Source organism: Rhizobium giardinii bv. giardinii H152 (assembly GCF_000379605.1).
Taxonomy (GTDB): domain Bacteria; phylum Pseudomonadota; class Alphaproteobacteria; order Rhizobiales; family Rhizobiaceae; genus Pararhizobium; species Pararhizobium giardinii.
Genome location: NZ_KB902680.1, coordinates 413855 through 427641, shown reverse-complemented (window position 1 = coordinate 427641; position 13787 = coordinate 413855). Strand labels below are relative to the sequence as shown.

Annotated in this window: 13 protein-coding genes; 3 read left to right on the top strand and 10 right to left on the bottom strand. The window is 61.6% G+C overall.

Going from position 1 to position 13787, the window contains the following annotated elements; all coding sequences use genetic code 11:
- Positions 1-621: 621 nt before the first annotated feature.
- The 3 genes from A3AY_RS0117855 to A3AY_RS0117840 all read right to left on the bottom strand — a co-directional run bounded on the left by A3AY_RS0117855 (position 622) and on the right by A3AY_RS0117840 (position 3243).
- Positions 622-1302: a redoxin family protein gene (locus A3AY_RS0117855; protein WP_018327033.1), complete on the bottom strand. Its 681-nt coding sequence runs from the start codon at positions 1300-1302 to the stop codon at positions 622-624.
- A 271-nt stretch (positions 1303-1573) separates the two neighbouring features.
- Positions 1574-2800 (bottom strand): HlyD family secretion protein, encoded by a 1227-nt coding sequence (locus A3AY_RS0117845; RefSeq protein ID WP_018327031.1) that lies wholly within the window; start codon positions 2798-2800, stop codon positions 1574-1576.
- 2 nt (positions 2801-2802) lie between these two features.
- Entirely contained in the window at positions 2803-3243 is a 441-nt protein-coding gene (locus tag A3AY_RS0117840) for a hypothetical protein (RefSeq protein WP_018327030.1), read from the bottom strand.
- Between the two features lie 415 nt (positions 3244-3658).
- On the opposite strand from A3AY_RS0117840, the gene A3AY_RS0117835 reads away from it, so the two are divergent.
- Positions 3659-4111, top strand: a complete 453-nt coding sequence (locus A3AY_RS0117835; RefSeq protein WP_018327029.1) for a VOC family protein — start codon at positions 3659-3661, stop codon at positions 4109-4111.
- A gap of 7 nt (positions 4112-4118) precedes the next feature.
- On the opposite strand, the gene A3AY_RS0117830 is transcribed toward A3AY_RS0117835, so the two are convergent.
- Entirely contained in the window at positions 4119-4442 is a 324-nt protein-coding gene (locus A3AY_RS0117830) for an ArsR/SmtB family transcription factor (RefSeq protein ID WP_018327028.1), read from the bottom strand.
- A gap of 57 nt (positions 4443-4499) precedes the next feature.
- Between A3AY_RS0117830 and A3AY_RS0117825 the strand changes: the two genes are divergently transcribed.
- Positions 4500-4973: an SRPBCC domain-containing protein gene (locus tag A3AY_RS0117825; protein ID WP_018327027.1), complete on the top strand. Its 474-nt coding sequence runs from the start codon at positions 4500-4502 to the stop codon at positions 4971-4973.
- Positions 4974-4993: 20 nt separating this feature from the next.
- On the opposite strand, the gene A3AY_RS35455 is transcribed toward A3AY_RS0117825, so the two are convergent.
- From A3AY_RS35455 to A3AY_RS0117795, 5 genes are all read right to left on the bottom strand, one after another.
- The gene (locus A3AY_RS35455; protein WP_026203564.1) at positions 4994-6103 is read right to left on the bottom strand and encodes a DUF930 domain-containing protein; all 1110 of its coding nucleotides are present in this window, start codon (positions 6101-6103) and stop codon (positions 4994-4996) included.
- A gap of 365 nt (positions 6104-6468) precedes the next feature.
- A complete protein-coding gene (locus A3AY_RS0117810) occupies positions 6469-6762 on the bottom strand; it encodes a GYD domain-containing protein (protein WP_018327024.1) in 294 nt (97 codons plus the stop codon).
- Positions 6763-7125: 363 nt separating this feature from the next.
- Positions 7126-9177, bottom strand: a complete 2052-nt coding sequence (gene rpoD, locus A3AY_RS0117805) for an RNA polymerase sigma factor RpoD (RefSeq protein WP_026203563.1) — start codon at positions 9175-9177, stop codon at positions 7126-7128.
- Positions 9178-9660: 483 nt separating this feature from the next.
- Positions 9661-10695: an L-threonine 3-dehydrogenase gene (tdh, locus tag A3AY_RS0117800; protein ID WP_018327022.1), complete on the bottom strand. Its 1035-nt coding sequence runs from the start codon at positions 10693-10695 to the stop codon at positions 9661-9663.
- 152 nt (positions 10696-10847) lie between these two features.
- Positions 10848-12035, bottom strand: coding sequence for a glycine C-acetyltransferase (locus A3AY_RS0117795; protein ID WP_018327021.1), 1188 nt, complete (start codon positions 12033-12035; stop codon positions 10848-10850).
- Positions 12036-12272: 237 nt separating this feature from the next.
- Between A3AY_RS0117795 and A3AY_RS0117790 the strand changes: the two genes are divergently transcribed.
- Entirely contained in the window at positions 12273-13043 is a 771-nt protein-coding gene (locus tag A3AY_RS0117790) for an SDR family oxidoreductase (RefSeq protein WP_018327020.1), read from the top strand.
- 278 nt (positions 13044-13321) lie between these two features.
- On the opposite strand, the gene A3AY_RS0117785 is transcribed toward A3AY_RS0117790, so the two are convergent.
- Positions 13322-13744: a hypothetical protein gene (locus A3AY_RS0117785; RefSeq protein ID WP_018327019.1), complete on the bottom strand. Its 423-nt coding sequence runs from the start codon at positions 13742-13744 to the stop codon at positions 13322-13324.
- Between the last annotated feature and the right edge of the window lie 43 nt (positions 13745-13787).

Below are 13787 nucleotides of genomic sequence, written 5' to 3'. Positions count from 1 at the left end.
GTATGTTGTGCGAAGGTGTCGCATCTTTCGCGCCTGCGAGTCAAACAGTAGAGCCGTCGACCACGCAGGTGGGAGGGGAGGCCGGCGAAGCACCTTGCAATCAAAATCCGAACCCCGGTTAGAGTCGGCGATTGTGAAGAAGTGAGGGCAGAACAGTGATTTCGGTTCCCTCCAGGCGGCCTTTTGGCGGTCGCACCACAGCAACGCCCTGCAGCGCAAGGGTTTGTCAAAAAACTGTCATTTTTTTCAAAAAGCCTGTTGACTATGAACGATGCCGCGCCTGCGTTTCAAACACAGACCGAAGGCACCGGCCCCGCCTCGCCGGCAACGCTATCCGGTGTATCCGATGGCGGGACGAGCGGAGTATGGCACGGGCGCAATAGGCGGGGATGAACGGGGAAAATTTGGCTCCCCGCTCGCTCAAAATGCGCCATTCGAGTCCTTCGGAGCCCTGCAGCATCAACTAAATCTGTGCTGGAGCTACAGCTTCTTTTAATCAGTCCGCGCGCCGTTCAATGGGAACTGCTACGAAGCCGCGGCAGCCTTGGCCGCCGCGCTTGAGCATCGCGACGATGTTCAGGCCCGCAGAGGGATGCGCGGCGGCGGTCGCGGTTTTCGCCCTCAATGCGCAACCTCGCAAGCTGCCGACATCAGTTCTTCCGGGTTCAGTGCCCGGCAAATGTTTCGGCCTTCCTGTTCAACTTCCGTGAAGCTCCAGCGCACCACGCCTTCGCGATCAAGCAGGAAGTGGCCGACGAGCTGCATGTGGCCGGCCAAGCTCACTTGCCGGTCGGCTTCCGTGATTTCGTAGCCGTCCTTCTTGCTCAGAAGGTCGCCCGCCGTGGGCGGGTCCATCGGTTCGGGCAATTCGTCGGGCATGTCGACCCGCATCGTCATGACCTCGTCCATTCCGACCTTGCGCGGCCAGTCCGTCTCATTCTGCGTGAACTCGATGATCGGCAAGCCGAAGGCGCGGTGCGAGGCCCGCGCCGGGTCGGAGGCGGCAAGAAGATCGGGTATCGGATGGTAGCGGAAATAGAGGCGCGCGCGCTCGACGGGGGTGTTGACCACCGCCAGAGACTCGACGCCTTTCTCGCGCAGGGCCGCGTTGAGGTCTGCCATCGCCGCCACATGGCGCCGGCAGAACGGGCAATGCAGGCCTCGAAACAAGCCGATCAGCAACGGGGTGCGGCCACGAAAATCATCAAGTGCGACCTTCCCCTCGTGCGAGATCGCATCCAGCACGATGTTCGGGACCCGGTCTCCCGGTTGTAACGGATGGTCGATGGAAAGCGTAGACATGGGCAACCTCCTCGCCCTATCGGGAAAAGGCGGCACGACACGTGCTTCAAGGCTCAGCCCATGCCGGACGCAAACGGCCTGCTCGAAGGCAAAACAGCACTCGGCCTCCGCGCTGCCGCCGAGGCCGGGATCAAGCGCTGCAAGGCCTGACCTCTCGCCTTACCGGCTTAACAATGCCCCCACATTGGCGAGTGAGCAAGCACAAACAGCCGATCGCGAGCCGCGATGGCCAAAGACCGCAGGCTCGCCATCACGCTCCCGCTCGACAGCCTTAATGACCCGATAGCACGAGCGTTTGCACCGGGAGCAGTACCGCCTGCATCCGCAGGATCATGGCGTGGACAAGGCCGACCGCGTCCACGACGTGAAGGTAGAGCCATTGCAGCGTGCCGATATTCTCGTCTGCGAGCGCATCGTGGTTGTTCGTGTAGGCATTGGCAATGCAGCTGCTTCCAGGTGGAATGCCTTCCAATTGCCCGGGATAGAGCGGCTCCAGGTAGACGGTGAGCGTTCCGGGCTTGGCCATTTGCTGAGCATCGACAAGCTGGTCCGTGGGCCGCAACTGCCCGGCGGCAATGACATCCTGGACAACGGTGACGACCATCGGAATGATGGTGAAGGGCTTGCCGACGCAGGTTGCCTCGGCGATCATTCCCTGCTTCATCACCTGTGCCTCGATCTGCCCGAAACCCGCGATGAGGGCGACACGACCGGCCTCCGACGGCACGAGGATGCCGGCGGGCCGCAGCATCGAGTTGACGATATCGCCGCGCCGCAGCGTGAACTGCTGGACCGAGCCGGCTACACCGGCTTTGACGAGTGTCTTGTCCAGCGCTACCTGCGCCTCTTTCTCGGCGGCCGCGGCGCTTGCCTTTTGGGCTGGCAGCAGGGCCGATATCTGCGTCTCCAGGGTCTTTTTCTTCGCAAGCGTTGCGTCAACCGCGCCCTTGCGGCTTTCGATGGATGTCTGCAGACGTTCGACCTCGCGCCGGGCCACGGCGTCGGTTTTCAGAAGCTCCGCCTTCATCTCGTATTCGTCCACCGCCATCTGGTAGGCGCCCTGTGCCTCCTGGATTGCGCCATCCGCTCCTGCAAGTTCGGTTTGAGCCACCTCCATCGCGGCATCGATTTCCGCGATCCGCCGGCGGGCGCTCTCAAGCGCAGCTTGCTGCTGAGAGCCGTCGAGGCGGAAGAGCGGCGCGCCGGCTTCAACCTTCTGGTTGATGCCGACATAGACCTCGTCGACGCGCCCGATCGCTTCAGGCAGGATCGTCACCGTCCGGAATACGGCCGTGACGCTCTTCGTCGAGGGATGAAAGTAGAAGATCAACGTGATCAGCGAAATGGTGAGCACCAGGCAGGCGGTAATGCCCCAGCGCAGCTCATACCACACGGTGTAAAGGTTGATTTCGCGGCCGAGCCGCTTTCCCTGGGCATATCGGCGATAGAGATAATCGGGGAAGACCGTCAGTAACGAACACAGCATCAACTCGAACATGTTCAGATCCCTCCCCCATGCCCGACCATCCTGGGCGGAGATTCGGTTGCCTCGGCAAGCTCTTCAGGCAGCGGTTCCGGCTCCTCGGTTTTTTCGGCGTCGCGCCGCGAGAGTTTCGCCAGTGACTGGGCGATCGAGTTGAGTGGCGTCGAAAAATCGGGGATCTCGACGAAGGCGAGCAGCAGGCCGGCAATCCAGTAGATATGGTTGTGCGTGAAGAGAGAGATCAGCGCCAGAATGGCGACGATCTCCATCTGAACCTTGCTGGTCCGGTGCGCCCGGCGCTCCGGAAGGGCATGAAGCTGAAAATACAAGTTGCCGACGACGAGCACGGCGACCAGCAGAAAGATCACGACCCCGTTGAAGAGATAGTCGGTTTGCCCAGGTTCGGTGATGAAAATCGGCAGGTGATGAGTCGCGGCAGGATGGATCGATTGCGCCATTGCATTCCCTCTATGAACGCGTCCGTGTTACGTCCGTCGCCATTGTAACGCGCTTCCCTTTTTTTAGCGATGGCGAATGACTGGATTCGGCGCTGAACCGCGGCCGCGGCGGGACAATCAAGCGGGATAGGCAAGCGGGATAGGCAAGCGGGACAGGCAAGAATGACCGGCGACCGCGCTCCCCCTTGCTCGCGGCCGCGCAAACCGCGGGATGCAGGCGCCCTCACCCCTCGTTGTGGTTCTCGTGGAAACCGGCGCTGCCCACAGCACAAGCGCCCGGCGTTGCGGTTTTTGATTGGCATTTTCAGGCGGGCGGGCGCTGACTGGAGTTTAGCCTATCTGCCGGCGCTCGGCCGGTTGAATGCCGGCGCGGCGGACCTAGATCAATCGACATAGCTCAAGGGAGGACGAGAGCATGCAGAAGATCACGCCGTTTCTCTGGTTCGACGACCGGCTCGACGAGGCGCTGGAGTTCTACACGTCGATTTTCAAACAGGCCAAGGTCACCTATCACAAGCACGGGCCGGACGGAAAAACCTTCACCGCGGCCTTCGAACTGGAAGGCCAGGAATTCATGGGGCTGAACGGCGGGCCGCACTATCATTTCACCCCCGCCGTCTCCTTCTTCGTCAAATGCGCCGACCAGGCGGAGGTCGACTATTACTGGGATCGGCTGCTGGAAGGCGGGCATCCGCAGCAATGCGGCTGGCTGACCGACCGCTTCGGCCTCAGCTGGCAGATCATTCCCGATGCGCTTATGCAGCTTCTCAACGACCCGGACCCGGCCCGGGCCAAGCGCGCCACCGACGCGATGATGCGGATGGTGAAGATCGACGTGGCGGGACTGGAAAAGGCTGCGGGCCAGTAACAGGTTTTCACCCCTCGAGATCCTCCTTCAGCCGCCCGAGCAGGCTCACCGCCTGGACGGCATAGGGACCGATCCAACGGTCGTGAATTTCCTTGATCGGCAGCGGATTGAGATAGTTCCAGCGCTCGCGGCCCTCGCGGCGGACGATGACGAGGTCTGCCTGCTCCAGAACCTTGAGATGCTGCATCACCGTGCAGCGGTCGAGGGCAGGAAAACGCGCGCATAATTCGCCCGTCGTTTGTGGATGATCCTTCAGCATATCGAGCATCGTACGCCGGCTGGAGGCGGCCAAGGCCTTGAAGATTCTGTCGTTTTTTTCATCGATTGACATGTTATATTTTTATAACATAATGGGGCCGAGAACAAGCAGAAGACAGGAGGAAGGATCATGGAACTGAAGTTCAAGGTCGCGGGCCGGATCGCCAAGCCGGTCTCGGAGGTTTTCGAGGCGGTCATCGACCCCGCGCAATTGTCGCGTTATTTCACCACCGGCGGCGCCAAGGGCCGGATCGAGACCGGCGCCACCGTCACATGGGATTTTCACGACTTTCCCGGGGCCTTCCCGGTGAAGGTGGTCGATGTCGTCAAGGACAAGAAGATCGTGCTGCAATGGGCCGCCAATGAAGCCAACCGGATGGAGGCCGACAATGCGGGCGCCGGCTACGACACGACCGTGACGATGACCTTCGAGCCCGTCGACGGAAACCGGACGCTGGTGACGATTTCAGAGGAAGGCTGGCGCGAGACGGCCGGTGCCCTCAAGGCATCCTACGGCAATTGCGAGGGCTGGACCGGCGCGCTGTGCGCCATGAAGGTCTGGCTGGAGCACGGCATCAATCTGCGCGAAGGGTTCTACAAGTAGCGGGTTGGAGGCGGCGGCGGTCAATCGTTCGGCAGGCCGCGCGCCTCCCGCTCGCCCTCCGAAATGACGTTGCCGATGGCGAAACGGAACGATGTTACACGCCGAAACTCCTCATCCACGGTACACTCGAACTCGATATCGTGCCAAACCCGGCGACTGACAAAGGCGCCGCCGGTGGCACGCAACGTCTGACCGGCGATCAAACCCCCTCCGTTGGCAAAGGCCACAATGCCTTCAGGCAGTGTTTCCGGTCGCGCATGGCGTATTTGCTCCAAGGTTTCAAACGTACAAATCTGCACGATCCGCCGGTTTGGCGGCAGTTTGCCGAGCGCCTGGCGCGCCCGCGGATTCGAGAGTGCGTCGGCGGTAAACAATTCCTTGGCCTTCGGCAGATCCGACGGCGGCAGCAGCGGCCTCGCATCGGCTGCCGTGCCGTCGGCCGAGGCGGGCTGTTTCGGATTTGCCAGCGCGACGTCCGTCGGCTTTTGCTCCGGTTTCGACACCGGCTTCGGCACCGTGCGTATGGCCGCCACGCCTTCGTTCAGGGTCTGGTTGGCATCTTCGGTTTCGGGAAGGTCGAGTTCGGGCGGCTTGGCAGCCTTCTGCGTCTCCTCGGAAGTGTCGTCCGGCTTTTGCATCACCTCCTCGGCTTTCTCCGTCACCTTGCTCTCGACCGGCGGCGTGGCGCGGTCGGCGCGCGGCTCGACCTCGGGCCTCGGCAGCGGCTCGGAGGGTCGCGCGCCGCCCGCTTCCTTGCCGCCCTCTCTCGCGGCAGATTCGAAGGCCTGCGGCTGGTTCCTCTGCGACGCAGCCTGTTTCTCGGCCGGGCGCTGCTCGACCCTGGCCGGGGTCGCCGGTTTTTCCTGCGGCTTCATTTCGGCCTCCGGCTTCTGCGCCGGTTTCGTCTCGGGTTTGGGCTTTTTCTCCGGCTCCGCCTTCTTCTCGGCCGGCTTCTTCTCAGGCTCGGGCTTCTTCTCCGGTTCCGGCACCATCTCGATCTTGATCGTCTCTTCCTTCTGCGGTTCCGGCGCGGCGGGCGGCAGACGGAAGAGGAGCAGCGCGGCGATCGCGACATGCAGCGCAACGGAGGCAAAGAGCCCCGCGCCAAAAGTTCCCCGCCGGTTTTTCACTGTCTGCTGCATGATGGGTGGATATGGCCGGATACTGGCCGGAGCGTGACCGGCCGCAGATGGAAGGACGTTCAACCGGGCTGGCTGGCCGGCGTGGTGTTCACTACCACGCCGCGTCTTCCGTTCCTAGCAATCCGTTAGCCGCGCCCACCACCACGCGACCCGGTTCCGCCTGATAGAGATCGGATGGTCCAGAGGTATCGCCCTACCCGGCAAAGGCACCGTCACCGTCTTTGTCCGGGCGGGATCCCGGCGGCATGCCAAGCAGATTTTCGTTGGCAAGCCAGCGATTCATCTGCTTGGCCTTTCCTGTCGAGCACAGGTTGTGACAGGAAAACCGCAAGGACGCTTTTTCAGAAACCCGCTTAGCCCAGCGAATTGATCAGTTCGCGGTAGGCGGCCTCGGGAAAGGCCTTCAATGTGCGCGTGCGCACATTGCCGGCCGAACCGAGGGACAGAGCAAACCGTGCCGCCACGGCGTCGTCGGGCGCTTCGCAAACCGCCACCATGTCGTGTTCGCCCATGGTCAGATAGAATTCCTTGAACGAGCCACCCATGTCACTCAGCAGCTTCTTCGCCGCGTCGAGACGCTTCGGCGAGTCGCGCACCGTCTTGACCCCCTGCTCCGTCCAGTTGATCAGCATGATATACATGGTCATAGCACACCTCCCATGCGGCACGACCTTCCAGGTGGCGCCGCGATTGACGCCTTAGCCTCCCGCCCATCGGACAGGCCATCCGACAAAGCGGACGGCCGATTTCACTCAACAGAACGCGCACAATGAAAACTGGAGGTTTTAGCAAGCGGAGAAGTATAGTCCTGTCGGCCGAGGCGGACAAGCAAGGGAGGCGATCGAGAGGCGCAGGGAACACAAAACAGAGCGGCTAAGCCCGATTGCATAAGACAAGCCGCTGGCACCTCCGCCTGGACACACACCGCACCACGAGACGCGAACGGCACAAAAAACCCGGCCAGCTTTTGTGAACTGACCGGGTTCTGCATTGTTTCAACTGGCGCCCGTTTAACTGTCGAGGAAGCTCCGCAGCTTGCGCGACCGGCTCGGGTGCTTGAGCTTCCTGAGCGCCTTGGCTTCGATCTGGCGGATACGTTCGCGGGTGACCGAGAACTGCTGGCCGACCTCTTCAAGCGTGTGGTCGGTGTTCATGCCGATGCCGAAGCGCATGCGCAGCACACGCTCTTCGCGCGGGGTGAGCGAGGCGAGAACGCGGGTCGTCGTCTCGCGCAGGTTCGCCTGGATGGCGGCGTCGATTGGCAGCAGCGCGTTCTTGTCCTCGATGAAATCGCCGAGGTGGCTGTCTTCTTCGTCGCCCACCGGGGTTTCGAGCGAGATCGGTTCCTTGGCGATCTTCAGGACCTTGCGGACCTTTTCGAGCGGCATGGCGAGCTTTTCGGCCAGTTCCTCCGGCGTCGGCTCGCGGCCGATCTCGTGCAGCATCTGGCGCGACGTGCGGACGATCTTGTTGATCGTCTCGATCATGTGCACCGGAATACGGATCGTGCGGGCCTGGTCGGCGATCGAGCGGGTGATCGCCTGCCGGATCCACCAGGTCGCATAGGTCGAGAACTTGTAGCCACGACGGTACTCGAACTTGTCGACCGCCTTCATCAGGCCGATATTGCCTTCCTGGATCAGGTCGAGGAACTGCAGGCCGCGGTTGGTGTACTTCTTGGCGATGGAGATGACGAGACGCAGGTTTGCCTCGACCATTTCCTTCTTGGCGATGCGTGCTTCGCGCTCGCCCTTCTGCACCATGTGCACGATGCGACGGAATTCCGAGATCGAGATGCCGGTCTCCGTCGCGAGATTCTGGATCTCGGCGCGGATGTTGCGGATCATCGTGTTCTCGTTCTTGGCGAATTCCTTCCAGCCCTTGGCGGCCAGATTGGCGATCGACTTCATCCAGTTCGGATCGAGTTCGGCGCCGGAATACTGCTCGAGGAACGAATCGCGCTTGACGCCATAGGATTCAGCCAGACGCAGCAGGCGACCTTCGTTCTGCACGAGGCGCTTGTTGATGTCGTAGAGCTGCTCGACGAGGCTGTCGACGCGGTTCTGGTTGAGCGACAGCGACTTGACCGCCGTAATCAACTCGTCCTTCAGTTCCTTGTAGCGGCGCTCCTGGGCGGGCGACAGCGTGCCGGTGGCGGCAAGGCGGGCTTCCACCTGCTGGTCCTGCAGCTTGCGCAGCTTCTTGTAGGTCTCGGCGATGGTGTCGAGCGTTTCCATGACCTGCGGGCGCAGTTCCGCTTCCATGGCGGCGAGCGAGAGGTTCGATTCGTCGTCGTCCTCTTCCTCTTCCTCCGGCGGCAGGCCTTCGCCGCCGACATTGGTGATGTCGTCGTCGCCACCGCGCGGCCGGCGGTTCTTTTCCTTCTCTTCGGCCGCCTTGCGGTCGGCCTCGATCTTTTCCGGGCTCTGGAACTGCGGGGCGGCCTTGGCTTCCGGACCGGAATAGGTGGTTTCGAGATCGATGATCTCGCGCAGCAGCGTGTTGCCTTCGTTGAGCTCGTCGCGCCAGATGATGATCGCCTGGAACGTCAGCGGGCTCTCACAGAGACCGGCGATCATGGTTTCGCGGCCAGCCTCGATGCGCTTGGCGATGGCAATTTCGCCTTCGCGCGACAACAGCTCGACCGAGCCCATTTCGCGCAGGTACATGCGGACCGGATCGTCGGTACGATCGGTCGGTTCCTTCTTCTTGGTCGTCGCAACGGCCGTGCCGCCGGAGGGTGCAAGTTCGCCGCCTTCGCTGTCGGCGTCGGCATCGCCGTCCTCTTCCTCGCCGGCCGGCCCGCCCTCCTCGGTTTCCTCGTCCTCGACGACATTGATGCCCATTTCGTTGAGCATCGCCATGATGTCCTCGATCCGGTCAGGATCGACCTGATCGGAGGGCAGAACTTCATTCAGTTCGTCCATGGTGACGTAGCCGCGCTTCTTGGCGGCCTTGATCATTTTCTTGACCGCGTCATCCGAGAGATCGAGAAGCGGGCCGTCGGGTGCGCCTTCGCGTTCGCCTTCTGCTTCTTCGTTCTCTTTGACTTTGGTTGCCATGTATTCGTCGCTTTCCTTGGACAGCATTCAACGCGTGAGCGGTGCAAAACTTTTTCGAGGCTCGGGCGCGTCAATCGCTCCCACCGCGAATCATTACCCCTGACGTAACGGGATGACCTTTAATTCCTGATTAACCACGATAGTCACACCGAGGTTAGACCGGCCAGCTGCGACAGCGTCGCCGGTTAGACATCATTTGCATGATGATCGTATCCGCCGTACCCATTTCACCTACTGTATTAGAAATGGTGATTCCCACAATTTTCGGTCCCGTCAAGCATTTCTGGCGAAAAACCGTTTAAATCGGCAAAAAAGGCTGAATCAAGCTCATCGCTTCAAAGATTCAGTTCCATGCCGGAAATGTAGGAGCGGTTCCCCAAAAGACAAGGGTTCGGGGGATTCTCTTCACGCAAACCGCCCGTCGAGTTGAAACCTGCTGCCGCCTCGCGCGGCACTGACGCAGCCGAGGCGTGGTTTTACGACCTACCAGTCCATCACCACCTTGCCGGAATTGCCCGAGCGCATCGCCTCGAAACCATCGCGAAAATCGTCGATGCCGATGCGGTGGGTGATGATCGGCGACAGGTCGAGCCCGCCCTGGACGAAGGCGATCATCTTGTACCAGGTCTCGAACATCTCGCGACCATAGATGCCCTTGAGATTGAGCATCTTGAAGATGACCTTGTTCCAGTCGATCTCGAAGCCGGTCGGCGCGATGCCGAGGATGGCAATCTTGCCGCCATTGTTCATCTTGTCGATCATGTCGCGGAAGGCCGGTGCGGCACCGGACATTTCGAGGCCGACATCGAACCCCTCGGTCATGCCGATGCGCGTCATCACATCGCTGAGATTTTCCTTGGACGCATCGACGACATAGTCGATGCCCACCTTTTCGGCGAGCGCCAGGCGCACCGGATTGATGTCGGTGATGACGACTTTTCGGGCGCCGGAGCGTTTCGCCACCATGGCGCCCATGATGCCGATCGGGCCGGCGCCGGTGACCAGCACGTCCTCGCCCACGAGATCGAAGGAGAGCGCGGTATGCACGGCATTGCCGAAGGGATCGAAGATCGCGGCGATCTCGTCCGGCACCTCATCGGGGATCGCCACGACGTTGTATTCCGGAATGCAGACATATTCGCCGAATGAGCCGGGACGATGCACGCCGACGCCGAGCGTGTTGCGGCAGAGATGCCCCCTGCCCGCACGACAGTTGCGGCATTTGCCGCAGACGATATGACCTTCGCCCGAGACCCGCTCGCCGACATGGTACTTGGTGACCGCAGAGCCGATCTCAGCAATCTCGCCGACGAACTCGTGGCCGACTACCATCGGCACCGGAATGGTCTTCTGCGCCCACTGGTCCCAGTTCCAGATATGCACGTCCGTGCCGCAGATGGCGGATTTCTTCACCTTGATCAGCACGTCGTTCGGCCCGGGTTCCGGCACCGGCACATGCTCCATCCAGAGGCCGACTTCAGGTTTTGCTTTAACGAGCGCCTTCATCATGTTTGTCATTTTCGTTCCTCAAAAATCGATGCGCTGCGCGCTGCCCCTCACCCTAGCCCTCTCCCCGCAAGCAGGGAGAGGGGACGACGGAATTTGCCGCTTGTCCCTTCTCCCCGTTCACGGGGAGAAGGTGCCCGGCAGGGCGGATGAGGGGCAGTTCTTCAAATCACGCCCAGTTCCTTGCCGACTTCCTCGAATACCGCGATCGCGCGGCGGACGTCGGCTTCGCTGTGCGCCGCCGACATCTGGGTGCGGATGCGGGCCTGGCCCTTGGGCACGACGGGGAAGGAGAAGCCGACGACGTAGACGCCTTTTTCCAGCATCTTCGCAGCCATCTCCTGCGCCAGCGCCGCGTCGCCCAGCATCACCGGAATGATCGGATGGCCCTCGCCGGCAAGCGTGAAGCCGAGCCTGCCCATTTCGGCGCGGAACAGCGAAGCGTTGGCCTCCAGCCGGGCGCGCAGGGCATCGCCGTTGTCGATCAGGTCGAACACCTTGAGCGAAGCGGCCGCAATGACGGGGGCGAGCGTATTGGAGAAGAGATAGGGCCGCGAGCGCTGGCGCAGCCACTCCACCACTTCTCGCCTCGCAGAGGTATAGCCGCCCGAGGCGCCGCCGAGCGCCTTGCCGAGCGTGCCGGTGATGATGTCCACCCTGCCCTCGACGCCGCAATATTCGGCCGAGCCGCGGCCATGCTTGCCGACGAAGCCGACGGCATGGCTGTCATCGACCATGACCATGGCGCCGTATTTTTCGGCGAGATCGCACACCCCTCCGAGATTGGCGATGATGCCGTCCATCGAAAAGACGCCGTCGGTGGCGATCAGCTTGAAGCGCGAACCTTCGGCCTTCTTCAGTTCCTCCTCAAGCGCTGCCATATCGTTGTTGGCATAGCGGAATCGCTTGGCCTTGGAGAGGCGCACGCCGTCGATGATCGAGGCATGGTTGAGCGCGTCGGAGATGATCGCGTCTTCCTCCGACAGCAGCGTTTCGAACAGGCCGCCATTGGCATCGAAGCAGGAGGAATAGAGGATCGTGTCTTCCATGCCGAGGAAGGCGGAGATGCGCGCTTCGAGCTGCTTGTGCTCCTCCTGCGTTCCGCAGATGAAGCGGACGGATGCCATGCCGTAGCCATAGCGGTCGAGCGCCCGTTTGCCGGCTTCGGCGAGTTCCTCGTTGTTGGCAAGGCCGAGATAGTTGTTGGCGCAGAAATTCAGGACCCTGGCGCCCGAGGCAATCTCGATCTCGCCCGCCTGTTTCGAGGTGATCACCCGCTCGGATTTGTAGAGACCCGCAGATTTCAGGCCCTCCAGTTCGGACGACAGATGCTGGATGAAGGCTGAGGTCATGAGGGTCGCTTTCCAAACTGAGATCGGGTTGCGATGGAGACCTATCATATTCCCGCGCGGAAGAAAGCAGAAGACGGCAGTAGGGGCGCGGCGTTGCCGCGACAGCCGGACGAAGGAACCGCCCGGCCGCGCGCTGGCTGTCATGGGAGCATGCTGGTCGCGCGAGTCGAAAAATTAGTTGACTTAGTCAACTATTTCGGTGTCGATTGGCGATGAATTTTATGCGACGAGATAACCATGACCATAGTCGACAGATTTTCCCTGAAGGGCCGGGTGGCACTGGTGACCGGCGGCGGACGCGGTCTCGGGCTGGAGATCGCCCGGGCGCTTGGCGAGGCCGGCGCCCATGTCGTCCTCAACGGCCGCACGGCGGAAACGCTTGAGAACGCCGTGGGCCACATCGTCACCGCCGGCGGCAGCGCGGAAGCGGCGCCTTTCGACATCGCCGACCGCGAGGCGCAGCGCGTTGCTCTCAGCGGCATTGAGCGCAGCCATGGGCGGCTCGACATTCTCGTCAACAATGTCGGCGCCCGCGACCGGCGCCCCCTGGCCGAGTTCGACGACGAGGCGATCGTCGACCTGATCCACACCGATCTCATCGCCGCCACGATGCTGTCGCGCGATGCCGCCGCGATCATGAAGCGGCAAAACCATGGCCGGCTGATCTCGATCACCTCGATCAATGGCCACGTGGCGATGCCCGGCGACGGCATCTATCCCATCGCCAAACAGGGGTTGACCGGCCTGATGCGCTCGATGGCCGTCGAATTCGGGCCCTACGGCATCACCAGCAATGCCATCGCGCCGGGCTGGTTTGCGACCGAAACCAATGCCGCCATGGCGGCCGACGAGGACCTCATGCCCTTCGTGCGCCAACGCATCCCGATGCAGCGATGGGGCCGGCAGGACGAGATCGCCGGCGCCGCCCTCTTCCTTGCCAGCGACGCCGCCTCCTTCGTCAACGGCCATGTGCTGACCGTCGATGGCGGGATGACAGTCAGGATGTGAACGGTCATCACGGAGTGATGGTGACGGCAAGGCAGCGCCGCAGCGAATTGGAGAGAAAGCGGAGGATAAAAATACCGACGGCGGCGCGCGCCGCGTCCAAGGCCGGCCGAACTGGGGCGACGGGCTTGAATCAATCTTTTACAGTTTGCACCCAAGCACTTGGCGAACATTGGTTTTCTCCGCCTTGCGAACGTCCGTGCGGCATCGGAAATAAACGTTGCAGCGTCCGCATCGCCAATGGCAGGAGGACGCTGCAACATGTTGAATAGATTCGTTGATCAGTCGGTTACGGTCAGTACGGCCTGCATGCCCGCTTCGTAGTGGCCTTTGAGATTGCAGAGCAGCAGGTAGGTGCCGGGCTCGAGCTCGGCCTTCAATTCCCCATCGGCGCCCGGCGCCAGATCTTCCACTTCACCAAGCGATTGAAGCTGCTTTTCATCGACGCGATGCTTCTTGGTGAGCAGCGGAATCTTTGCGTCCGCCGATTTCAGACGAACCAGCACCATTTCGTGCTCCTCGCCGACGGCGTCGTTGTGAACCTTGAAGATTGCCGGCCCGGCGCTGATCGTTTTCTGGTCGAGCACGAGCGACATCTTGCCCCCGCCCTCGCCGTCTTCGACGACATTGATCGTCGTGGCCGCGAATACCGGGGTGGCGATGAAAAGGGCGGCAAGCGCCAGGGATGCATTGCGGATAAACATGGAGCTTCCTGTCTGTTGTTGATGTCGCGCTGCCGAGATAGGT

What these genes read in the sequence shown, in the direction of transcription:
- A3AY_RS0117855 (WP_018327033.1), bottom strand. Translation starts at nt 1,302, where the DNA reads ATGTCTACGCTTTCCATCGACCATCCGTTACAACCGGGAGACCGGGTC.
- A3AY_RS0117845 (WP_018327031.1), bottom strand. Translation starts at nt 2,800, where the DNA reads ATGTTCGAGTTGATGCTGTGTTCGTTACTGACGGTCTTCCCCGATTAT.
- A3AY_RS0117840 (WP_018327030.1), bottom strand. Translation starts at nt 3,243, where the DNA reads ATGGCGCAATCGATCCATCCTGCCGCGACTCATCACCTGCCGATTTTC.
- A3AY_RS0117835 (WP_018327029.1), top strand. Translation starts at nt 3,659, where the DNA reads ATGCAGAAGATCACGCCGTTTCTCTGGTTCGACGACCGGCTCGACGAG.
- A3AY_RS0117830 (WP_018327028.1), bottom strand. Translation starts at nt 4,442, where the DNA reads ATGTCAATCGATGAAAAAAACGACAGAATCTTCAAGGCCTTGGCCGCC.
- A3AY_RS0117825 (WP_018327027.1), top strand. Translation starts at nt 4,500, where the DNA reads ATGGAACTGAAGTTCAAGGTCGCGGGCCGGATCGCCAAGCCGGTCTCG.
- A3AY_RS0117810 (WP_018327024.1), bottom strand. Translation starts at nt 6,762, where the DNA reads ATGACCATGTATATCATGCTGATCAACTGGACGGAGCAGGGGGTCAAG.
- rpoD (WP_026203563.1), bottom strand. Translation starts at nt 9,177, where the DNA reads ATGGCAACCAAAGTCAAAGAGAACGAAGAAGCAGAAGGCGAACGCGAA.
- tdh (WP_018327022.1), bottom strand. Translation starts at nt 10,695, where the DNA reads ATGACAAACATGATGAAGGCGCTCGTTAAAGCAAAACCTGAAGTCGGC.
- A3AY_RS0117795 (WP_018327021.1), bottom strand. Translation starts at nt 12,035, where the DNA reads ATGACCTCAGCCTTCATCCAGCATCTGTCGTCCGAACTGGAGGGCCTG.
- A3AY_RS0117790 (WP_018327020.1), top strand. Translation starts at nt 12,273, where the DNA reads ATGACCATAGTCGACAGATTTTCCCTGAAGGGCCGGGTGGCACTGGTG.
- A3AY_RS0117785 (WP_018327019.1), bottom strand. Translation starts at nt 13,744, where the DNA reads ATGTTTATCCGCAATGCATCCCTGGCGCTTGCCGCCCTTTTCATCGCC.